The sequence below is a fragment of the Pseudokineococcus basanitobsidens genome, assembly GCF_037482545.1.
Classification (GTDB): Bacteria; Actinomycetota; Actinomycetes; order Actinomycetales; family Quadrisphaeraceae; genus Pseudokineococcus; species Pseudokineococcus basanitobsidens.
The window spans coordinates 1-21251 of the sequence record NZ_JBBIAA010000022.1 but is presented as its reverse complement, the minus strand read 5'-3'; the positions used below and the strand labels follow the sequence as shown (position 1 = coordinate 21251).

The window sequence follows — 21251 nt, the reverse complement described above, 5'->3', positions numbered from 1 at the left end:
CGTCAGCCGCCCCCGCGCGGTGAGTACCGCAGGTCCAGCGGCGGCTGCGGGGCGCCGGCGTCGAGCCGCTCGTCGGCGGCGACGCCGACCGGAGAGGCCTCGAGGAGCCCGCCGACGGCGTGCTGGGCCCGCCGCCGCTGGGCGCGCCCGGTCCACGGCAGCAGGGGCGCCTCGTCCACGGGCAGGCGCAGCAGGTCGCGCAGGTCGCGCTCGCCCTCCGCGGCCGTGCCGGGGTCCAGCGCGGCGACCACCTCCCCGGCCGCCCCCTCCAGCAGCGGCAGGTTGGCGCGCAGCCGCGTCCAGCGGTGCCGCTCCCACCCCGTCCACCCGTCCGGCCCGCGGGTCGTGAAGCGCTCGGCCAGGGCCGCGCCGGCGAGGCGGCCGCTCTCGGCGAGGCGGGCGATCGCCTCCGGCGGCATCCGCAGGTCGAGACCGCCGTCCCGCGGGTCGACGTCCACCTGGGCGATGCGGTCACGGAACCCCGGCAGCGGCAGCGCCGCCGTGTCGGTCCAGTCCTGCATCGTCGCGAGGACGGCCCGGGCGAACGCCCACGTGCTCGCGGGCCCGCCGTCGCGAGGGTCGAGCGGGTGGACGACGGGCGCGAGCGCGTCGTCGGCGCGGCCGGGCCGCCCCGGGTCCAGCGGGTCCGGGACCGGGCCGTCCCCGGCGCGCCGGGACCGCAGCGTCACGCCGAAGGTGGGGCGCCGCGGGGCCGCCCGGTCGAAGAGGTGGATGGGGAAGTTGCTCGAGATCCCGCCGTCGGTGAACCACACCCGCCGCGTCCGGGGCCGGCGGGCCAGACGTGCGAGGACGGCCTCGACCTCGACGGCACCGCGTCCGTCGGCGTCCTGCTCCGCCAGGCCCGGCTCGTCCGGGCCCGGCTGATCCCGACGCCGCTCGGCCAGGACGCCGCGCGCCGCCTCGCGGAGGGGGCCGAGGTCGGCCTCGTCGAGGGCGTGCAACGGGACGGCGCTGACGAGCAGCGGGTAGCTGAGGCTCATCCGCACCACCAGGACGACCGGGAGGTCGGAGGCCGCGGGCAGCGGCACGAGCGGCCGCGCCGCCGCGTCGCGGGCCCTGCGCACGAGCCGCTCGACCGGGTCGACCGGCAGCGGCGGCGGGTGCGCCTCCAGGTGCGCGACGACGCGCTCGGGCAGCAGCCGGCGCAGCTCCACCGGGTCCAGGTACAGCGCCGGCAGGCCGTCGTCGGCACCGTCCCCGGAGGCCCTGCTCCCGGCGCCGGGACGGGGCAGGTGGACGGGCCGCCCGTGGGTGACGGACGTCGTCACGACGCGCAGGTCCACGGCCGCGTCCGCCGGCGGCTCGGCGAGCCCGCGCGGGGCCGGCCGTCCGGGTCCGGCCCACAGGTGGCCGAGGAGCAGCGGTCCCTCGCCCGGCGGCAGACCCGCCGTCTCGTCGAGGAGGTCCGTGAGCCAGGGCGTCAGCACGAGCTCGTCCTCGTCGCCGGAGGAGGTCCGCGCGGGCATCCCGGAGCAGACGCCGTAGAGGTTGCCCGGCACCGCGACGCGCAGCGCCCGCAGGTGCACGAGCGCCGCGCCGACGAGCCCGCCGGCGACGACGAGCAGCACGCCCAGCACGGCGAGCACGACCTCCCCGACGACGGGCGCGGCGCCGTCGGACCGGCCACCGGGGTCGGGCACCGGGACGACGAGGAGCAGCGCCACGAGCACCAGCACGCCCGGCACGACGCCGAGCAGCACGCGCCACCAGCCGCCGGGCGCGCAGGCCGCCGCGGCCGCGCCCGTGCCCAGCGCCCGCAGCCACGCGAGTGCCCGGGCGGACCGGCCGGGACCGGCCTCCCGGGCGGCGAGCACGGCCAGCAGCAGCCGCAGCAGCGGCGCGGTCCCCGGCTCGGGCGAGAAGAGCGTCTCCAGGCGCGAACGGCCGCCACGGACCGCCGCGAGGCGGCCGGGCAGCTCGGCGAGCACCCCGAAGCCGCCGCGACCGGTGCGCCCACCGTCGCGGGCGTGCTCGGCGGCCGCCGCCACGCCGGCCGCGATCGCCCCGGCGGAGGTCCCGCCGACGCTGACGAGCCGGTGCTGCCGCGCCAGCTCGCAGACGGCCCACGGGTAGACGACGCCGCTCGTGACCCCGCCGCGCATCACCACGTCGCACGTGCGCACCGGCGACGCGTACCCCGCCACCCCCCGCAGCCCTGCCGGGACCTCCACCCCCGCCGGGCCGGTGCCCGCGCCCGCGACCGGGCCGCTCACTCGCCCACCGCGCCGTCCAGCAGCTCGCGCACCACGTCGAGGTGGCCGACGTGCCGGGCCGTCTCCTGCAGCAGGTGCAGCAGGACCCAGCCCAGCGTCGGCGCCTCGCCCGCGGTGGGGAAGCGACCTCCGACCGCCGACCGGGTCTCCAGCGGCACCCCGTCGACGACGGCGCGCGAGACGTCCCACTGCGCGCGCAGGGCGGCGACGACGTCGGCCCCCGTCGCCCCCGCGGGCACCCGCCAGCGCCCGTCGGGTCCCGCGTCGCGCCAGGGGTCGGCCACGGGCTCGGCACGGAAGCCCCACTGCAGCCAGCGCCGCTCCACCGCGGTGAGGTGGACGAGCAGCTCCAGCGCCGACCAGCCCGACGGCAGCACCGGCGTCCGGAGCTGCTCCTCGTCCAGGCCGTCGACCTTGCGGAGCACCCGGGCGCGGTGCAGCTCCAGCTGGGCGAGCAGGACGTCGCGCACCTGCGTCGGGGCACGGGGCGGTTCGTCGTCGTCCGGGCCGGGGCGCCACGGGGCCCCGCCCACCGGACCGCCGGTGGCGCGCGCCCCCCGGCCCGGCCCGTCCTCGGGCGCCGTCACGCCGCTGCGCTCGTCCTCGACCACGCCGCGGATGCTGGCAGGCGCCACCGACAGCCGACGCGCTGCCCCGTGCGGCCGCCGGACGGTCGTGCTCCTCGGGTCGGTCCGGGTCAGGCGGTCCGGGTCAGACGGCGGGGTCAGACGGCGGGGTCAGGCGGTCCGGGTCAGGCGGCGAGGTCAGACGGCGGGGTCAGGCGGTCCGGGTCAGGCGGTCCGGGTCAGGCGGTCCGGGTCAGGCGGGCGAGCCGGCGGGAGACGGCGAGCAGCGCGGCGCCCGCGGCGAGGACGAGGAGGCCGAGCAGACCCCCGACGACGAGCTCGCCGCCGGTGCGGGGCAGCGCGGTGACCGCCGTGCCCGTCGCGGTGGCGGGGCTCGTGGGGGTCGTGCCGGCAGTGGGCGCCGGCGTCGGCGAGGCGGTGCTGAAGGTTTCGAGCACGACCAGGCCCGGCGCCGCCGGGGTGGCCGAGGGTGCCGCCGTGGTGGCCGTGGGCGCCGCCGCCGGGCCGCCGGTCGCCCCGGGGCTCACGGTGGCGACCGGGGTCGTCCACGGGGAGGTCGTGGCGGAGGGCGACGGCGAGGACGTGCGCCCGGACGCCGGCGTCCCGGCCGAGGACGTCCCGCTCGTCGAGCCGTCGTCCGCGGACGACGACGGCAGGACGGCGGCGCGCAGGCGCACCGGCGAGCGGTCGGACGGCGAGCGGTCCGACCCCGGGGGGGCGGCAGGTTCCTGAGGGGGCGACGCGGCCGGGTCGTCATCCGGCGCGGGGTCCGCGTCGGGCTCCCCGGGGGGCGGCCCGGGGGGGAGCCCGGGAGAAAGCACGGTCACCGCGACCGGGGACGACCCGCTGCGCAGGCCGTCGGCGTCGGTCGCGACGACTGCGCCCTCGAGCGGCCCGTCGACCCCGTCGGGCACGGAGACGACGAGCTCGTCCCCGTCGAGGGCCAGGGCGCCGTCGGCGTCGTCGGCCAGCTCGACGCGCACGTCCGAGCCGGTGGTCTCGAGCGGCACGCGCACCTGCTCGCCGGCGGTCGCGTCGACGTCGACCGGCGCCACGACGGGCACCACCTCGACGGTGACGGGGGCGGGGTCGCCGACGACGCCGTCCGCCCGGGGCACGACCGCGAGCGCGAGGAGCCCGCTGGAGCCCCGCGGGTCGAGGTGGAGGACACCGGCGTCGACGGAGGCGGCCGCCGCGCCCGGCGACTGGACGTCGAGGACGTCCGCGTCCCCGACGACCTCCGGCAGCCTCACCCCGAGGTCCTCGTCGGCGCGGCCCCCGCCGGACGCCGGGGCGAGCGACGGGGCGACGTCGACGCGCACCTCGACCGGCTCGCCCTGCGTCCCGTCCTCCGCGGTCGGGACGAGGACCACGGAGCGGGCGCCGGCGGCACCGTGGTCGGCGGTGACCCGCAGCACGTCCCCGCCGTCGACCTCGGCGTCCAGGCCCGGCCCCGCCTCGACGGCGTAGGAGCCGCCGTCCGGCGGTGCGGGGAGCGGGACCTCGACCGAGGCCTCGCCGGAACCGTCCAGCGGCAGGCGCAGCCGCTCGCCGGGCTCCAGGTCCTCGTCGGCCCCGACCTCCACGACGACGGGCGCGGGCTCGCCCGCCACCCCCCGGGAGCGGTCCACGGCGCGCCGCTGCAGCACGACGCGACCGCGGTACCCGGGGGCGACGTCGACGGCCACGGCGCCCGTCGCGGCGTCCACGGACGCCGAGCGCACGAGCGAGGGGTCGGGGACCCCGACCAGCTCCCACGTCACGCCGTCGGCGGCGGCGGCCGCGGCGTCGACCTCGGCGGTCCCCCCGGGGGCGGTCGTCGCCGCGCCGGGGACCGACGGCGCACGGGACCCCCCGTCCGCCGTCGCCGCGGGCGCGCCCAGCAGCGACGCACCCAGCAACGACGCACCCAGGCCGGGGACGAGCAGCACCAGCGCGGCGGCGCGGCTCGTCCGGGCGCGAGCGGCGCGGGGCGCGGCGGGGCGGACGACGGGGGTCATGGCTGGCTCCTCGGGCGGGGACGGCGGCGCTCCCCTCCTCATCGGCAGCCGGTGACGTCACTGGAGCCGTGCGCCGCCCCGTCCCGCGCCGGGACCGACGTGCCCCGGACGAGCGGCGCCGGCCCGGTGGTCGTGGTGCGGTCCCGGACCTCAGCCCCGGCCGCGGCCCCGCGGACCGCTGTCGACCGGCACGTCCGTCCGGGCGTGCCGCGGGGCCGCCGCCGCAGCCCGCCCGGCTCCGAGGGCCCCCGCGTGCCGCCCCGGCGCACCGGCCGCACCAGCACCACCAGCCGCGGCGTCCCCCTCGTCGACGCCGGACGGGGCCGGCGCCGCGCTGCGCCGGTCGCCGGCGGCGCCGTCGGACCCGCCCAGGGCCGCCGCCCCCGCCACGGCGCTCTGCGCGCCCGCGTCCCGGTCCGCGGGCGCCGTGGCCTCCGGCGTCGCCGTCGCCGGCGACGGGTCCCCGCCCTGCGGCCCGGCCGCCCCCTGCGCCCGCGCCTGCAGCCCGGACTGGGTCCGCAGCTCGACCTGGGGCAGGACGGCCATGACGACGACGCCCACCGCCACGACGACGGCGGCGATGAGGAGCACGGTGTCGATCGACGTCGAGAAGCCGGCGCGGAACGGCTCCGCGACGGCATCGGGGAGCCGGCCGATGAACGAGGTGTCCGAGATCGCGCCCTCGCCGGTCGGCACCTGCTGCAGCTGCGCGCCGAGGGACGGGTCGGCGGCGGCCGCCTCCTGCACGGCGTCACCGATGTCGCCGGGCAGGCGCGTGAAGAGCACCGAGAGGAAGACCGCGGTGCCGAGCGTCCCGCCCATCTGCCGGAAGAAGGTGACGGACGACGTCGCCACCCCGGTCTGGCGCGGTCCCGCCGCGTTCTGGACGGCGAGGACGACGGGCTGGAAGTTGAAGCCCAGGCCCAGGCCGGTCATCACCATGAAGGGCACGAGCTGCCAGTAGGGCGTGTCGGCGCCGACGACGCGCGAGAGCGCGAGCAGGGCGACGGTCAGCAGCACGGCGCCCGTCACCGGGAAGACCTTGTAGCGGCCCGTCCGGGAGATGGCCACGCCCGAGCTGAGGGCACCGGTCATGATCCCCAGCACGAGCGGGATCATCTGCAGCCCCGCCTCGGTCGGGGTCGAGCCCCCGACCACCTGCAGGTACTGGGGCAGCAGCAGGAGGCCGCCGAACATCCCCATGCCGACGACGACGCTGCCGAGCCCGCCGACGAGGAAGGTGCGGTTCGAGAACAGCGCCAGCGGCAGCAGCGCGTCGTCGCCCACGCGCCGCTCGGCGGTCACGAAGGCCACGAGCCCGACGGCCGCGAGGACGTAGGCCAGCAGCGCCCCGCCGCTGCCCCACCCCCAGGTGCGGCCCTGCTCCGCGACGACGAGCAGGGGGACGAGGAAGAGCACCAGCGACAGCGCGCCGCCGACGTCGATGCGGTGCTCGGTGCGCTCGTGCGGCAGGTGCAGCACCCGCTGGACGACGAGGAAGGCGAGCAGCCCCAGCGGCACGTTGACCCAGAAGATCCAGCGCCACCCGGTGAGGCCGAGCAGGTCCTCCTGACCGGCGAGGAAGCCCCCGATGACCGGCCCGAGGACGCTCGAGGTGCCGAACACGGCCATGAAGTAGCCCTGGTACTTCGAGCGCTCCCGCGGCGGCACGATGTCGGCGATGATCGCGAGCGCCAGCGACATCAGCCCGCCCGCGCCCACGCCCTGGACCGCCCGCCAGGCGGCCAGCTCGTACATGGACGTGGAGATCCCGCACAGCGCGGAGCCCAGGACGAAGATCGCGATGGCGCCCAGGTAGAACGGTCGGCGACCGTAGACGTCCGACAGCTTCCCGTAGAGCGGTGTCGAGATCGTCGAGGTGATGAGGAACGCCGTGGTCGCCCACGCCTGCAGGTCGTAGCCCTGGAGGTCGTCGGCGATGGTGCGGATCGCCGTCGACACGACCGTCTGGTCGAGGGCCGCGAGGAACATGCCCAGCAGCAGCCCGCCGAGGACGGTGAGCACCTGGCGGTGGGTGAAGGCGCCGTCGGCACCGGCCGGCGCGGCCTGCGCCGCCCGTGCTGCGCTGCGCTCCCCCCGGGTGGTCGCCCGGGCGGGGACGTCGGCGGGGACGTCGGCGGGGACGTCGGCGGGGGGCCGTGCGGACGTGGTGCGGCTCATGGGGACCTCGGTGCGCGCTCGTGCCACGGGCCGGGCCGGTGGACCGGGCCCCGGCAGGAGGGTAGGTGCCCGCGGCACGCGCCGCCCGCCCCGGGGGAGACGTGGGGCGGCCGCTTCCCTACGCTGTGCACCCGTCCGAGACCAGCACCACCGTCGCGCCCGAGGAGTCCCATGACCACCACCGCCACCACGGCGCGGCCGCAGGGCCGCACCGCTGGCCGCCCGAAGGTCGTCGTCCTCGGCGCCGGGTTCGCCGGCCTCTCCGCCGTCCGCGAGCTGGCCGGCGTCGACGCCGACGTCCTGCTCGTCGACAAGAACGCCTACAACACGTTCCAGCCGCTGCTCTTCCAGGTGGCCACCGGCGGGCTCAACCCGGGCGACGTCACCTACTCGCTGCGCACCTTCACCGGCGGCCGCCGCCGCGTGGGCTTCCGCCAGGGCACCGCCACCGGCGTCGACGCCGACGCGAAGGTGCTGCGGATGGCCGAGGGCGACGACGTCCCCTACGACTACCTCGTCGTCTCCAGCGGCATCGCGGCCAACTACTTCGGCATCCCGGGGGCCGAGGAGCACACCCTCACGATGTACACGCGCAACGGCGCGATCGAGGTGCGCGACCGCCTGCTCACCGCCTTCGAGACGGCCGCGACGAGCGGCGGCGCCGACGCCCCCTGCGTCGTGGTCGTGGGCGGCGGCGCGACCGGCACGGAGATGGCGGGCGCCATCGCCGAGCTGCGCAACACCTACGTCGCCGAGAACTACCCCGAGCTGGACCCCTCGCGCGTGCGCGTCGTCTGCGTGGAGATGCTGGACTTCGTCCTCGCCCCCTTCGACGACTCGCTGCGGCAGTACGCGAAGCGCTCCCTCGAGCAGCGCGGCGTCGAGCTCCGGCTCGGTGCGGCCGTCGCCGAGGTCCGCGAGGACGTCGTCGTGCTCAAGGGCGGGGAGGAGATCCCGTCCGCCCTCACCGTCTGGACCAGCGGCGTGTCCGCCCCGAAGTCGTTGTCCGAGTGGGGCTTCCCGCAGGGGCGCGGTGGCCGGCTGCAGACGGAGCCCGACCTGCGCGTGCAGGGCAGCGACGCCGTCTTCGCCGTGGGGGACGTCGGCGCCGTCGAGGGCTCGCCGCTCCCGCAGCTCGCGCAGCCGGCGATCCAGACCGGCAAGCACGCGGCGGCCAACGTCAAGCGCCTCGTCGCCGGCCTGCCGACCGTGCCGTTCTCCTACTCCGACAAGGGCACGATGGCGATCGTCGGCCGCTTCAGCGCCGTCGCGGACATCAAGTGGCCCTTCGCGCGCAGGTTCACGGGCGCGATCGGCTGGCTCATGTGGATGGGGCTGCACATCACGTTGCTGCACTCCTTCCGCAACCGCCTCGCCGCGCTGGCGAACCTGGCGAGCCACTACGTCAGCCGCTCGGGCGCCCAGAACGTCATCACCGGCGAGCCGCGGTCGGTGCCGCAGCAGGGGCGGCAGGCGTCCGACCAGCCCCGCGCCGAGCGCGACCCCCAGCTGGAGCGCCAGGGCGGCAGCGCCGCCTGACGTCCCCCGCCCGGCCACGGGGCCGTCCCGCACCTGCGGGCGGCCCCGTGCGGCGTCCAAGAGCGACCGACCCGGAGCAGGAGAGGCGTCCTGCGGTGACCGTCCGCCGCGACGGCTAGTGTCGGAGAGCTCGTCCGGACGGGGGCGGGCCCCGACGAGAGGTTGCCGTGGACGCACCGGCGTACGCGCCCGCCGCCCTGCTGAGGGCGCTGGAGGCGGCCCGCGACGGGCTCTTCGTCGTCGGCGCCGACGAGGCCGTCACCTACGTCAACGCGGCCGCCGCGGACGTGCTCGGCGCCCCCGCGGAGGAGCTGGTGGGGCGTCCACTGGTGGAGCTGCGGCCGGCCGAGGGCGGCCTCCTGCAGGGGGCCGTGGCCGCGGCGCGGACCACGGACGGCAGCGCGTCCGTCTTCGACGGGTACGACACCGGCCTCGAGCTCTGGCTCGAGGGGGAGGCGACGGAGACGGGCGAGGACGTCGTCGTCGCGCTGCGGACGACGGACGCGCGCCGCGCCCGCGACCGGCGGGCCCAGCGGCTCACCGAGGACCTCGAGCGGGCGCTCGACCGGGCGCACCTGCTGCTGCGCCTGTCCGAGGCCGTCGCCCGTCCGCGGACGGTCGCCGAGGTCGCCGACGTCGTCGCCCGGGTGGCGCTGTCCGGCTTCAGCGCCACCTTCGCCGGCATCGCCCTCGTCTCCCCGGACCAACGGACCATGGCGTACGTCAGCCTCGCCCCGCTGCCGGAGGAGACGGGCCAGGCGTGGGCCGTCTTCCCCTTCGACGCGCACACGCCGCCGTCGACCACCGCGCGGACGGGCCGCGCCCACCTGCACCAGTCGCGCGCCGAGGCCCTCGTCGACTTCCCCGACCTCCTGCCCGACCTGGAGACGGCCGGCGTCCACGCCCTCGCGCACCTGCCGCTGGTCGCGGGCGACGCCGTCCTCGGCACGCTGGCCGTCACCTGGCCCCACGAGCACGCCCTGAGCGACGAGGAGCGCGGGCTGCTGTCGGTCTTCGCCGGGTACACCGCGCAGGCGATCCAGCGCGCGCTGCTGCTCGAGCAGCGCGGCCACGTCGCCGAGACGCTGCAGCGGGCGATGCTCACCGACCTCCCCCAGCCCGACTCCCTCGAGCTGGCGGCGCTCTACCGCACGGCGGCGCGCACCAACCGGGTCGGCGGGGACTGGTACGACGCCGTCGTCTCCCCCGACGGCGCGACCGTCCTCGTCATCGGCGACGTCGCCGGCCACGACGTCGAGGCCGCCGCCCGCATGGGCGAGCTGCGGGCGATGCTGCGGGGCTTCGCCGCCGACCGCGACGAGCCGCCGTCGGCGCTGCTCGCCCGCCTGGACCGGGCGATGGCCCGGCTGCTGCCCGGCTCGACGGCGACGGCGGTCGTCATGCGGGTCGAGCAGCCGGACGAGGACACCGGCACCGGCCGGCGGACCCTGCGCTGGAGCCGCGCCGGGCACCCCGCACCGCTGCTGCGCGCGCCCGACGGCACCGTCACCGCCCTGCGCGGCGCGGGGGACCTGCTGCTCGGCGTCTGGCCGGAGGACCCGCGCGGCGACCGCACCGTCGAGCCGACCGTCGGGTCCACCGTGCTGCTGTACACCGACGGCGTCGTCGAGCGGCGCGACCTCGGCGTCAGCGAGGGGACGGCCGCGCTCGAGGCGGCCCTCGCCGAGCTCGGCGGCCTGCCCCTGCGCGAGCTGCTCGACCGGCTCGTGCAGCGGCTCGCGCTCGACGCCGAGGACGACGTCGCCCTCCTCGCGCTGCGGCTGCACCCCCCGCGCTGAGCCGGCGGCCTCAGCCCCTCCCCGCCCCGCGCCGCCGCTTGCGCGCGCACATCGCGGCGTCCGCCGCCGTCCACGTCGCCGAGAGGTCGCCCTCGGCCGGGCAGGCCCCGGCGGCCACGGTCGCCCGTACCCCGGCGGAGGCGAGCGCCGCCTCGAGACGCCGTTCCAGCGCGGAGGCCCCCGCGGCGGACGAGCCGACGGCGAGGACGCCGAACTCGTCGCCGCCCGTCCGGGCGGCGACGTCCTGCGGGCGGCAGGTCCCGGCGAGGACCCGCGCGGCCGTCCGCAGCAGGGCGTCCCCGGCCGCGTGACCCTCCGCGTCGTTGACGCGCTTGAGGTCGTCCAGGTCCACCGCCGCGACGACGGCGGTCGCCCCCTCCCGGCACCGCTCCTGCGCCCGCAGGAGGGCGGCCAGCCAGCCCCGGCGGTTCAGCAGGCCCGTGAGGGCGTCCAGCTCCGCCATCTCCCGCGCGGCGGTGAGGGCGCCGAGCGCCGAGGCCGCCCGCCGGTCCGCCGCGACGACGGCGGACAGCAGCGCGGCGACCGCCTCGACGGCCTCGCCCACGACCTCCTCTCCGGTGCAGTCGCTGCCGTGGACGGCGCCGACGACCTCGCCGCCGACGACCAGCGGGTGCTCCAGCCGGAGCGTGCCCGGGCGGTCGGGTACCGCCGGCGGGGCCTCGCCGACGCGGGTGACCGCCCACCGGGCGCCGGGGTCGAGGCGGTGCAGCAGCATCACGGCGCTCGTGCTCGTGGCGCCCCACCCGTCGCCGGACGACCCCGGGCCCTCCGCCGCAGGGTCGGGCGACGCGGTACGGCCCCGGGGCTCGGTCCGGGGCTCCCTCGGGGGCTCAGGCTCGGGCTGGTGCTCGGTCCGGAGCTCGCTCGGGGGCTGGCGCTCGGCCTGGGGCTCGTCCCCGGGCAGGAGTGCGTCGCAGCCCGTCCACCGCACGAGGGCCAGGAGCCGCTCGGAGGCCGCCACGAGGTGCAGCCGCCCGTCGAGGGTCTCGCGGGCCGCGACGAGCGCCGTGAGGCCGGTGCAGTCGACGAAGTCGACCGCGGCGGCGTCGACCTCCACCCGGGCCCCGCCCCCACCCGCCGCGACGAGCCGCCGGCGCACGTCGTCGGCCGTGCCGAGGTCCAGGTCCCCGGACAGGCGGAGGACGACGTCGGCGGGGTCGGGAGCGCAGCGGTCCACGGGTGCTCCGGGCAGGCTCGAAGGAGGTCGCCGGGTCCGGGGCGGGACGCACGCACCGCGGCGTCCGTGACCGACAGTAGGCGAGTGATCACGGCGTGGGCAAGGGGCCGCGACTGGCGCGTGCCGGGCCTCGTGAGCCACACTCGCGGCGCGCCCCTCGCCGGGGCACCGGCGCGGCACGCCGACGACGGTCCGACGAGCTGGGGCGGGGGACGGGTGGCCTCCCACCGCACGCGCCAGATCCTCGCCGGCCTCGTCGACCACGCGGTGGACGGTCATGCGGTCGACGGCCGGTCGGTGGACGGTCACGCGGTCGACGGCCGGTCGGTGGACGGTCATGCAGTCGACGGCCTCCCGCACCGCCTCGTCGCCTGGTGCTCGCGCAGCCTGCCGGTCTCCGGCACGGGGCTCGTGCTGATGTCCCACGACCAGCCCGCCGGCACGGTGGCCGCCTCGGACGGCGTCGCCACCGGGCTCGAGGAGCTGCAGTTCACGCTCGGGGAGGGCCCGTGCGTGGAGTCCTCCAGCACCGGGCGCTCCGTGCTCGTGCCCGACCTCGCGCTCGAGGACGGGCAGCGGTGGCCGGCCTTCGCCCGGGGCGCGCTCGAGCTCGGCGCCCGCGCCGTCTTCGCGCTGCCGCTGCGGGTCGGCGAGATTCGCCTCGGGGTGCTCGACCTGTACCGCGACACCCCCGGCCTGCTCGTCGACGGCGACCTCGCCGAGGCGCTCGCCTTCGCCGACGCGGCGACGGCGCTGCTGCTGCACCTGCAGGCGCAGGCGGCCACGTCCGCCACCGGGGACCAGGCCTCTCCCGTGGAGCTGCAGGACGGGCGGGCCGAGGTGCACCAGGCCACCGGCATGGTGTCCGTCCAGAGCGGGCTGCCGCTGGCGGCCTCCCTCGTCGTCTTGCGCTCGCGCGCCTACTCCCTCGGCCGCCCGGTCGTCGACGTCGCCCGCGACGTGCTCGTCGGCACGCTCGACTTCACCCGGGCCGACCCGTGAGCGACGATCCCCGCGCCCGACGCCGCGCGACCTCACGCCCGCGCCGACCACCGACCCCTGCACCCCACGACACCCCGCGAGACGGAGGACGGACCATGACCGCACAGCAGCGACTGGCGGAGGTGTTCGTCGAGCTGGCCGACACCCTCGTCGACGACTTCGACGTCGTCGAGTTCCTCACCATGCTCACCGAGCGGTGCGTCGAGCTCCTCGACGCCGACGCGGCCGGGCTGATGCTCGCCGACCAGCGCGGCAGCCTCCAGCTCGTCGCCTCGACCGCGCACGAGTCCCGCCAGCTCGAGGTGTTCGAGCTGCAGGCCGACCAGGGCCCGTGCCTGGAGTCCTTCTCCACGGGTCGGCAGGTCGTCAACGTCGGCCCCGACGAGTCGGCGCAGCGCTGGCCGCGCTTCGCCGCGGCGGCGCGGGGGGCGGGCTTCGCCAGCGCCCACGCCCTGCCGCTGCGCCTGCGGGGCCAGGTCCTCGGCGGTCTCAACCTCTTCACGGTCGGCGAGCGGCGGCTCACCGACGAGGACACCTCCGTCGGGCAGGCGATGGCCGACATCGCCACCATCAGCCTGCTGCAGGAGCGTTCGCTGCGGGAGCAGACCCGCCTGTCCGAGCAGCTGCAGGGCGCCCTGGACAGCCGCATCACCGTGGAGCAGGCCAAGGGGGTCCTCGCGGCGAAGACCGGGCTGAGCGTCCCCGAGGCGTTCACGGCGATGCGCCGTCACGCCCGCGGCCACGGCCTGCCCCTCGGCCAGGTCGCCACGGCGGTCGTCCACGGCCGGCTGGGGCCCGAGCAGATCCTCCCCGGGACGACGTCGCCGCCGGGACCGGGCCAGCAGCGACAGGGACAGCAGCGACAGGGACAGCAGGGGCAGGGGCAGGGGCAGCAGGAGGTCCGGTGAGGCGCTGAACGCCTCCCCGCCCCGCGGCCGCGGGAGCAGGGCAGAGGTCGCGGGGGTGCGCACGGGCAGGCATCCTGGGGAAGGACCTCCCGTCCCGCGCACGCCCCGGACCCGGCAGCGCACCACCGCCTGCCGATCCAGGGGCCGCCCCGTGTCCGAGACCTCCACCCACCGCGCGCAGGGGCCGCCCACGCCCGCGCCGTCCACTCCCCGGTCGTCCACGCCCGGGCCGCCCCTCGCCGCGTCGTCCTTCCCCGGGCCCCTCGTCGCGTCCCCGCCGACGCGCGGGCAGCACGCGAGCACCTACACCGAGCTGTCCCGGCGGGTGCGCGCCGCCGGGCTCCTCGACCGGCGCCGAGGGTGGTACCTGCGGCGCATCACCGCCGCCGTGGCCGCGCTGGCGGGCGTCACCGCCCTGACGGTCGTGCTGCGCGAGGGTCCGCTCGTCCTGCTGGCGGCGGCGGTCTGCGGCCTCGTCCTGACCCAGTGCGCCTTCCTCGGCCACGACGGCGCCCACCGGCAGATGTTCGGCTCCCGCCGGGCCGACGAGTGGACGGGCCGCCTGCTCGCGAGCCTCGTCTGCGGGCTCAGCCACGGGTGGTGGCTCGGCAAGCACACCAAGCACCACCAGGCGCCGAACCAGCTCGGCGTCGACGGCGACCTCGACTCCTCCGTGCTCGTCTTCACGCCCGAGGCGGCGCAGGGACGACGCGGTGCCCTCGTCCGGCGCGTGACGCGCCACCAGGGGTGGCTGTTCTTCCCGCTGCTGCCGCTCGAGGGCCTCGCCCTGCACGTGGCGAGCACCCGACGGCTGCTGAGCCCCGCCCCGCTCGCCCGCCGACGGGTCGACGCCGCCCTCGTCCTCGCGCACTGGACGCTCGCCGCCGCCGGCCTGCTCCTGCTGCTGGGCCCCGGCCTGGGCGCCGCCTACGCCGGCGTGAGCCTGGCCGTCTTCGGCACCGGGATGGGGCTGGCCTTCGCCCCCAACCACGTCGGGATGCCCGTCGTCCCGCGGGGCGCGAAGGTCGACTTCCTGCGCCGCCAGGTGCTCATGTCCCGCGACGTCGGCGGCGGCCGGTGGGTGTCGGTGGCCATGGGCGGGCTCGACAAGCAGGTGGAGCACCACCTGTTCCCGAGCATGCCCCGCCCGAACCTGGCGCGCGCCCAGGTCCTCGTCCGCGCGTACTGCGCGGAGCAGGGCATCCCCTACACGGAGACCTCCGTGGTGGGGGCCTACGCGGCCGTCGTCCGGCACCTCCACCGCACCGGCCTGCTGGCCGGCAGCACGCGCACCTGCCCGCTGGCGGCCCAGCTGCGCTGACCCGGATGCCCTGACCCGAATGCGCTGACCCGGATGCGCTGACCCGGATGCGCTGACCCAGATGTCCGACCGGGGCGCCCCCGGTGCACCGACGGCGACCGCCCGGGGCGGGGCGTCGTCCTCGCGGGGCCCGGCGGCTTGGGACGATGGGGAGGTGACCGCCACCCTGCTCGTCCGCGGCCTCGGCGCCGGCCACGCCGACCGCACCCTCTTCTCGGGGCTCGACCTCGTCGTCGCCCCCGGGGACGTCGTCGGGCTCGTCGGCGCCAACGGCGCGGGCAAGTCGACGCTGCTGCGGGCCCTCGCGGGGGTGGAGGAGCCGCAGGAGGGCTCGGTGCGCACGACGCCGCCGGGCGCCGTCGTCGGGTGGCTGCCGCAGGAGGTCGAGCGCCGGGCGGACGAGGACGTGCTGGCGCACCTGGGGCGGCGCACCGGCGTCGCCGCCGCGCAGGCCGCCATGGACGTCGGCGCGCAGGCGCTCGCCGAGGGGGCGCCCGGGGCGGACGACGCCTACGCCGAGGCGCTCGAGCGCTGGCTGGCCCTCGGCGGGGCCGACCTGGAGGAGCGCACGGCGGCAGTGCTCGCCGACCTCGGCCTGGCGCTGGACCTGTCCGTGCCCATGACGGCGCTGTCGGGCGGGCAGGCCGCGCGGGTCGGGCTCGCCGCGCTGCTGCTGTCCCGCTTCGACGTCGTCCTGCTCGACGAGCCGACGAACGACCTCGACCTCGACGGCCTGGCGCGGCTCGAGCGCTTCCTGCACGACCAGCGCGCCGGCGTCGTCCTCGTCAGCCACGACCGCGAGCTGCTCTCGCGCACGGTGACGCGCGTCGTCGAGCTCGACCTCGCGCAGCAGCAGGTCGCCGTCTTCGGCGGCGGGTACGACGCCTACCTCGAGGAGCGGGCGACGGCGCGGCGGCACGCGCGCGAGGCGTACGAGGAGTACGACGACCGGCGGTCGGCGCTCACCGACCGGGCCCGGACGCAGCGGGGCTGGCTCGCCAAGGGCGTGCGCGACGCCGTCAAGAAGAAGAGCGACCCGGACAAGCACATCACGGCGAAGGCCCGTGAGGGCTCGGAGAAGCAGGCGGCGAAGGCGCGGCAGACCGAGCGGATGATCGAGCGGCTCGAGGTCGTCGAGGAGCCGCGCAAGGAGTGGGAGCTGCAGTACGAGATCGCGGCGGCGCCGCGCTCCTCCGCCGTCGTCGCGACGCTGCGCGGCGCCGTCGTGCGGCGCGGGCCGTTCACCCTGGGGCCGGTGGACCTGCAGGTGGACGTGGGCGACCGGATCGGCGTCACGGGGGCCAACGGGTCGGGCAAGACGACGCTGCTCGGGGCGCTGCTCGGGCGCACGCCGCTGGACGAGGGCTCGGGCGGGCTCGGCTCCTCCGTGGCCGTCGGCGAGGTGGACCAGGCGCGGCGCTCGCTCGACGCGAGGACCGAGGAGACGTCGGGGACGCCGGGCGGGGCCGGTCCCGCCCGCGGGAGCGGGCCGGCGACCGTGCTCGACGCCGTCGCCGCGCACGTACCCGACTGGCCGACGGCCGAGGTCCGCACCCTGCTCGCCAAGTTCGGCCTGCGCGCCGACCACGTCCTGCGCCCGGCCGCGACGCTGTCCCCCGGCGAGCGGACCCGGGCGGCCATGGCGCTGCTGCAGGCCCGTGGCGTCAACCTGCTCGTGCTCGACGAGCCGACCAACCACCTCGACCTGCCCGCCATCGAGCAGCTCGAGGCGGCGCTGGCGGCCTACACCGGCACGCTCCTGCTCGTGACGCACGACCGCCGCATGCTCGACGCCGTCACCCTGACCCGCCGCTGGGACGTCGCGGCCGGCCGCGTCACCGAGCGCTGAGCCCTCCCCCTTCCCCCTCCCCCCACCCCCGGTCCTCGCACGTCGACGACTTCTCGCTCCCCCGGGCCCTCCTTCGCCGCACTTCGACGACTTCTCGCCCTCGTGAGCCCCCCTTCCCCGCACTTCGACGACTTCTCGCGAAGAAGGGCCGTCGTCGGGGAAGTGAAGTCGTCGAAGTGCGAAAGGGGGCGACGGGGAAGGGGGCGGGGCAGGGAGGGGGGCGAGGCGGGTGGGGGTCGGGCGGGTGAGGCGGGTCAGACGTGCGGCCAGCCGGGGAGCAGGCGGCGGGGGACGTGGCAGGTGACGACCCAGTTCGGCGCGTCGACGACCTCGGACACGCGCAGGTCGGCGGCGAGCGACAGCAGGAGGTAGGCGTCCTCGCGGGAGATGCCGCGCTCGTCGGAGAGCAGGTCCACGGCCTGGCGGACGGCGTCGCGGGCGCCCTCCATGAGGTCGGGGCCGATGCCCGTCGTGGCGACGCTCGTCTCCAGCCGGAAGCTGCGCTGGTCGGTGATGACGACGGGCGAGGCGGGCGCCCGCCCCGGGGCGACCGTCAGGCGCACGCGCACGAGCGCGGTGGTCTCGACGCCCGTCCCGCACACCTCGCCGTCGCCCATGGCGGCGTGGACGTCGCCGAGGGAGAACAGGGCGCCCTCGACGCCGACCGGCAGGACGACGCGGGCGCCGGGACCGACGTCCCGGATGTCCATGTTGCCGCCCCACCGCCGCGGGGGGACGACGCTGTGCGGGCCGGGCTCCGGCGGTGCGACGCCGAGCGTGCCCACCATCGGGGACAGCGGCAGGACGACGTCGGGCAGCAGCTGGACGCCTCCGCCGCCGGGCGTCGAGTCCACCGCCGAGGTGCGCAGGTACGGCTCGGGGAACTCGTCCGCGAGCAGGCCGAAGCCCGGGATCAGCGCCGTCCACCCCCACGTCTCGAGGTCGATGGACAGGACGTCGACGACGAGCGCGTCACCCGGTCGGGCGCCCTCGACGGCGAAGGGCCCCACGACGGGGTTGATGCGCCGCAGGTCGAGGACGGCGATGTCCGCCGCGGTGGAGTCCGGGCGGATGCCGCCGCCGGACGCCTCCTGGGCGACGACCTCGACCTCGTCGCCCGAGCGGACGACGGCGACCGGGTCGAGAGCCGCGTCCCAGACCGTGTGGGAGGCCGTGAAGTGGCCGCCGCGGGGCGTCGGGAGGGGAGCCATGCGGACCTGCTCTCCGGGCCCCGGGGCACGGGACCCTGCTCGGCGGGCGGCCCGGCCGGCCGGGTGGCCGCGGGCGTCAGTCGTGCTGGACGGCGAGGACGGGGCAGGGCGCGTCGAGCAGGACGCGCTGGCTCGTGCTGCCCATGATCATCTTGCCGACGGGCGAGCGGCGGCGGAGCCCGATGACGACCAGCTCGGCGCCGACCTCGTCGACGAGGTCGAGCAGGCTGTCGGCCGGCGTCTCCGCGGCGTCACCGCGGCGGATCTCGTGCTCGACGCCGGCCGCGGCCAGCTGCTCCTCGAGGGTGGCGAGGTCGCCGGCGTCGGCGGTGTAGTCCTGCGCGAACTCGGGGCTGCGGGCGACGTTGAGCGCGACGAGCCGCGTGCCGCGCGAGCGCGCCTCGGCGAGCGCGCGCTCGAGCACGACGGCGCCCTGGGGGCTCGGGACGTACCCGACGACGACGCTCATCCTCGGGGCCTCCTCGCGATCGCTGGGCGGCGGACCGTCGGCCCGCCGGCGCCGGGCCGTGGACGGCGGCGCCGGGGCGTCCGCCGACCCTAGGCCACCGACCGTCCGGACGAGCAGGACGGCGAGGTGCCGTGCCGCCCGGAGGCCCGTCCGGATGGCGCGGCGACGTCCGTGCGGTGCAGCCTGGTCGGCGAGCGCCCCCGCCCCCGGGCGGAGCGGCGCCCTGGACGCCGCGCGGGGGCGTGCGTCGCCCCGCCGCGCCCCGCGCGGCCGTCCGGTGCGGGCGCCGCGACGGCCTCCGCCGGTCCGTGGGCCCCGCGATGCGGTGACGCACGGCCTCCGCCCTCCCGGCGACCAGGGGTGGCTGCGACGATCCTGCGGTGACGACGACGAGCGACGCCCACGGGGCCCGTGCGGGCGAGGAGACGACGGGACCGACGGGCGAGCGCTTCGACCTCACGGCCGGCGACGACGACGGCCCCCTGCTCCTCGGACCGCTCCTGCGGCACGTCGACGACCGCAGCGCGACGGTGTGGGTGGAGGTCGCCTCCCGCGGCGAGGTCGTCGTGCGGACCGGTGGCGCCGCAGCGGTCGAGGGACGCGCCCGGACGGTCACGGTCGGCGGCCACCACTACGCGCTCGTCGTCGTCGACGGCCTGGCGCCGGACGTGGGCGTGCCCTACGTCGTCGAGGTGGACGGCCGGCGGGCGTGGCCCCTGCCGGGGGACGACCGCCCCGGGCCCAGGATCCGCCCCCTGCCGGCCGCGGGGGGCAGCACGCGCAGCACGGACGGCGCGCCGTCGCTGCGGATCGCGCTCGGCTCGTGCCGCGTCGACCGGCCGCAGGCGCCGCCCTTCACCCGGACGGCGAAGGAGAGCCCCGAGGGGGTCGGCGTCGACGCCCTCGTCGCGCTGTCCGCGGCGTGCCAGGCGGGGCGCGAGCTGCCCGACCTCCTGCTCCTGCTCGGGGACCAGGTCTACGCCGACGAGGGCCTCTCGCCGCACATGCGCGAGCGGATCCGGGCCAAGCGGGGCGACGCCGACCCGCAGGGCGAGGTGGCCGACTTCGAGGAGTACACCTGGCTGTACCGCGAGAGCTGGGCCGACCCGCAGGTGCGCTGGCTGCTCGCGACGACCCCGACGGCGATGATCTTCGACGACCACGACGTCCGGGACGACTGGAACACCTCGCGCACCTGGCGCGAGCAGGTCCAGCGGCTGCCGTGGTGGCGCGAGCGCATCACCGGCGCCTACGCCTCGTACTGGCTGCACCAGCACCTGGGCAACCTCATGCCCTCGCGCCTGGCGGAGGACGACCTGTGGCGCCGCGTGCGCGAGGTCGGCGAGGAGGGCGACGCCGCGCAGGTCCTGCGGGACTTCGCCGTCGCCGCGGACGCGCAGATCGACGGCGGCGGCACGTCGCAGTGGTCGTACGTGCGCGACCTCGGGCGCACGCGGCTCGTCGTCGTCGACACGCGCTCGGGCCGCGTGCTGTCGGAGGAGCACCGCTCGATGCTCGACGACCAGGAGTGGGCCGACGTCGAGGAGCACCTCACGGGCGACGTCGACCACCTGCTCGTCGCGGCCTCCCTGCCCGTGCTCCTGGAGCCGGCGCTGCACGACGTCGAGCTGTGGAACGCCGAGACGGCGTCCGCCGGCGCCTGGGGCGAGCGGTTCCGGCCGCACGCCGAGCGGCTGCGCCAGGCCGTCGACCTCGAGCACTGGGGCGCCTTCGAGTCCTCGTTCCGCCGCCTGGTGGACCGGCTCGGCGAGGTGGCCGCCGGGCGGCTCGGGCGCGAGCCGAGCACCGTGCTCCTGCTCTCCGGCGACGTCCACCACGGGTACGTCGCGCCGCTGCGCTACCCCGCCGGACGCGGCGTCCGCTCCCCCGTCGTCCAGGTGGTGAGCTCGCCGCTGCGCAACGCCCTGCCCTCCGGCCTGCCGACGGCGTTCACGGCGCTGCACACGGCGCCGGCCCGCTGGCTGGGCCGGCTCCTGCGGCGCTCCGTCGGCGCCCCGCCCCTGGACGTCTCGTGGCGCTCGGCGACCGGCCCGCTCTTCGGCAACGGGTTCGCGACGCTCGAGCTCGACGGGCGCTCGGCCCGCGTCGTCTTCGAGAAGGCCGAGCCGGGCCGCGGCCCGGGCACCGACCCGCGCGGCCCGGGCGACCTGCGCCTGCGCGAGGACCTCTCGGTGCTGCTGGGCTGAGCGGGGACGGCGGGACGCCCGGAGCGGGCGGCCGTCACCAGCCCCAGGTGCCGGGCCCGCCCTTGAAGGGGCCCACGACGTCGTCGGTGACCCAGCCGCCGTAGAAGCCGCCCTCCTGCGGACGCACCCGCTCGCCGTCCACGGTCGCGACGACCCGCGACGGCGCGAACGCGACGGCGCCCGCGAGGTCGCGGAAGCGTGGCGTCGGGTCCTCGTAGGTCCACGCGGCGGCCTCACGACGCTCCCCCGCGCCCCGGCCAGAGGAGGTCAGGTCCGAGGAGGTCGGGTCCGAGGAGGTCGGGTCCGAGGAGGTGGGGGCGGCGACGTCCCAGTAGGTGGCGCGGCCCTTCCACTCGCACCCGGTCTGCGGCGCGCCCGACGGCGCGAGCACGCCCTCGGCGACGTCCTCGCGCGGCACGTACCAGGTCGGCGGGTGGCTGGTCTCGAGCACGCGCCAGGCGCGCCGCGTCGTCGCGAGCAACGGTCCGTCCTCCCCCAGGCGGACCTCGACGAGGCGGTCGCTGCGGACGAGGGCCGGCGGGCGCGGGTAGTCCCAGACCGACTCCTGCCCGGGGCCGGCGGGCAGCGGCTGCGGTCGTGCGGTGCGGCTCACCCCGCCAGTGTGCGCGGGTCCGTCCGGGAGCAGGAGCCGGGCCCTGGCCGCGCAGCGACCTGCAGAACCACGGCCTGACACCGGAGCCGGGCGGCTGACGCGAAGATTCCCCTGGGCGAGGGGTCAGCCGGTT

15 protein-coding genes are annotated in these 21251 nt (G+C 77.7%); 7 read left to right on the top strand and 8 right to left on the bottom strand.

Annotated features, from left to right (window positions below; all coding sequences use genetic code 11):
- Positions 1 to 2: 2 nt before the first annotated feature.
- From WDZ17_RS14020 to WDZ17_RS14005, 4 genes are all read right to left on the bottom strand, one after another.
- Positions 3 to 2123 (bottom strand): hypothetical protein, encoded by a 2121-nt coding sequence (locus tag WDZ17_RS14020; RefSeq protein ID WP_422631994.1) that lies wholly within the window; start codon positions 2121 to 2123, stop codon positions 3 to 5.
- 107 nt (positions 2124 to 2230) lie between these two features.
- A complete protein-coding gene (locus tag WDZ17_RS14015) occupies positions 2231 to 2845 on the bottom strand; it encodes a DinB family protein (protein WP_339575791.1) in 615 nt (204 codons plus the stop codon).
- Positions 2846 to 3039: 194 nt separating this feature from the next.
- Positions 3040 to 4821, bottom strand: coding sequence for a hypothetical protein (locus WDZ17_RS14010; RefSeq protein WP_339575790.1), 1782 nt, complete (start codon positions 4819 to 4821; stop codon positions 3040 to 3042).
- A 150-nt stretch (positions 4822 to 4971) separates the two neighbouring features.
- Positions 4972 to 7002: an MDR family MFS transporter gene (locus tag WDZ17_RS14005; protein WP_339575789.1), complete on the bottom strand. Its 2031-nt coding sequence runs from the start codon at positions 7000 to 7002 to the stop codon at positions 4972 to 4974.
- Positions 7003 to 7173: 171 nt separating this feature from the next.
- Here WDZ17_RS14005 and WDZ17_RS14000 point away from each other — a divergent pair, with 171 nt between their 5' ends.
- Together WDZ17_RS14000 and WDZ17_RS13995 are read left to right on the top strand one after the other, a co-directional pair.
- The gene (locus WDZ17_RS14000) at positions 7174 to 8541 is read left to right on the top strand and encodes an NAD(P)/FAD-dependent oxidoreductase (RefSeq protein ID WP_339575788.1); all 1368 of its coding nucleotides are present in this window, start codon (positions 7174 to 7176) and stop codon (positions 8539 to 8541) included.
- 167 nt (positions 8542 to 8708) lie between these two features.
- Complete coding sequence (locus tag WDZ17_RS13995; protein ID WP_339575787.1) at positions 8709 to 10340, top strand: SpoIIE family protein phosphatase; 1632 nt, start codon at positions 8709 to 8711, stop codon at positions 10338 to 10340.
- 10 nt (positions 10341 to 10350) lie between these two features.
- On the opposite strand, the gene WDZ17_RS13990 is transcribed toward WDZ17_RS13995, so the two are convergent.
- The gene (locus WDZ17_RS13990; RefSeq protein ID WP_339575786.1) at positions 10351 to 11538 is read right to left on the bottom strand and encodes a GGDEF domain-containing protein; all 1188 of its coding nucleotides are present in this window, start codon (positions 11536 to 11538) and stop codon (positions 10351 to 10353) included.
- Positions 11539 to 11670: 132 nt separating this feature from the next.
- Here WDZ17_RS13990 and WDZ17_RS13985 point away from each other — a divergent pair, with 132 nt between their 5' ends.
- From WDZ17_RS13985 to WDZ17_RS13970, 4 genes are all read left to right on the top strand, one after another.
- Entirely contained in the window at positions 11671 to 12540 is an 870-nt protein-coding gene (locus WDZ17_RS13985; RefSeq protein WP_339575785.1) for a GAF and ANTAR domain-containing protein, read from the top strand.
- A gap of 95 nt (positions 12541 to 12635) precedes the next feature.
- Positions 12636 to 13448, top strand: coding sequence for a GAF and ANTAR domain-containing protein (locus WDZ17_RS13980; RefSeq protein WP_339575784.1), 813 nt, complete (start codon positions 12636 to 12638; stop codon positions 13446 to 13448).
- A 151-nt stretch (positions 13449 to 13599) separates the two neighbouring features.
- Complete coding sequence (locus WDZ17_RS13975) at positions 13600 to 14769, top strand: fatty acid desaturase family protein (RefSeq protein ID WP_339575783.1); 1170 nt, start codon at positions 13600 to 13602, stop codon at positions 14767 to 14769.
- Positions 14770 to 14923: 154 nt separating this feature from the next.
- A complete protein-coding gene (locus WDZ17_RS13970; RefSeq protein ID WP_339575782.1) occupies positions 14924 to 16618 on the top strand; it encodes an ABC-F family ATP-binding cassette domain-containing protein in 1695 nt (564 codons plus the stop codon).
- A 254-nt stretch (positions 16619 to 16872) separates the two neighbouring features.
- On the opposite strand, the gene WDZ17_RS13965 is transcribed toward WDZ17_RS13970, so the two are convergent.
- Together WDZ17_RS13965 and WDZ17_RS13960 are read right to left on the bottom strand one after the other, a co-directional pair.
- Entirely contained in the window at positions 16873 to 17829 is a 957-nt protein-coding gene (locus WDZ17_RS13965; RefSeq protein WP_339575781.1) for an acetamidase/formamidase family protein, read from the bottom strand.
- Positions 17830 to 17905: 76 nt separating this feature from the next.
- Positions 17906 to 18298, bottom strand: coding sequence for a universal stress protein (locus WDZ17_RS13960; RefSeq protein ID WP_339575780.1), 393 nt, complete (start codon positions 18296 to 18298; stop codon positions 17906 to 17908).
- 380 nt (positions 18299 to 18678) lie between these two features.
- Here WDZ17_RS13960 and WDZ17_RS13955 point away from each other — a divergent pair, with 380 nt between their 5' ends.
- The gene (locus WDZ17_RS13955) at positions 18679 to 20505 is read left to right on the top strand and encodes an alkaline phosphatase D family protein (protein WP_339575779.1); all 1827 of its coding nucleotides are present in this window, start codon (positions 18679 to 18681) and stop codon (positions 20503 to 20505) included.
- 34 nt (positions 20506 to 20539) lie between these two features.
- Here WDZ17_RS13955 and WDZ17_RS13950 read toward each other — a convergent pair whose 3' ends face one another.
- Positions 20540 to 21118, bottom strand: a complete 579-nt coding sequence (locus WDZ17_RS13950) for a DUF427 domain-containing protein (protein ID WP_339575778.1) — start codon at positions 21116 to 21118, stop codon at positions 20540 to 20542.
- Positions 21119 to 21251 lie beyond the last annotated feature (133 nt).

Coding starts and splice junctions, on each gene's coding strand:
- WDZ17_RS13960 (WP_339575780.1), bottom strand. CDS start 18,298: ATGAGCGTCGTCGTCGGGTACGTCCCGAGCCCCCAGGGCGCCGTCGTG.
- WDZ17_RS14005 (WP_339575789.1), bottom strand. CDS start 7,002: ATGAGCCGCACCACGTCCGCACGGCCCCCCGCCGACGTCCCCGCCGAC.
- WDZ17_RS13980 (WP_339575784.1), top strand. CDS start 12,636: ATGACCGCACAGCAGCGACTGGCGGAGGTGTTCGTCGAGCTGGCCGAC.
- WDZ17_RS14010 (WP_339575790.1), bottom strand. CDS start 4,821: ATGACCCCCGTCGTCCGCCCCGCCGCGCCCCGCGCCGCTCGCGCCCGG.
- WDZ17_RS14000 (WP_339575788.1), top strand. CDS start 7,174: ATGACCACCACCGCCACCACGGCGCGGCCGCAGGGCCGCACCGCTGGC.
- WDZ17_RS13965 (WP_339575781.1), bottom strand. CDS start 17,829: ATGGCTCCCCTCCCGACGCCCCGCGGCGGCCACTTCACGGCCTCCCAC.
- WDZ17_RS14020 (WP_422631994.1), bottom strand. CDS start 2,123: ATGCGCGGCGGGGTCACGAGCGGCGTCGTCTACCCGTGGGCCGTCTGC.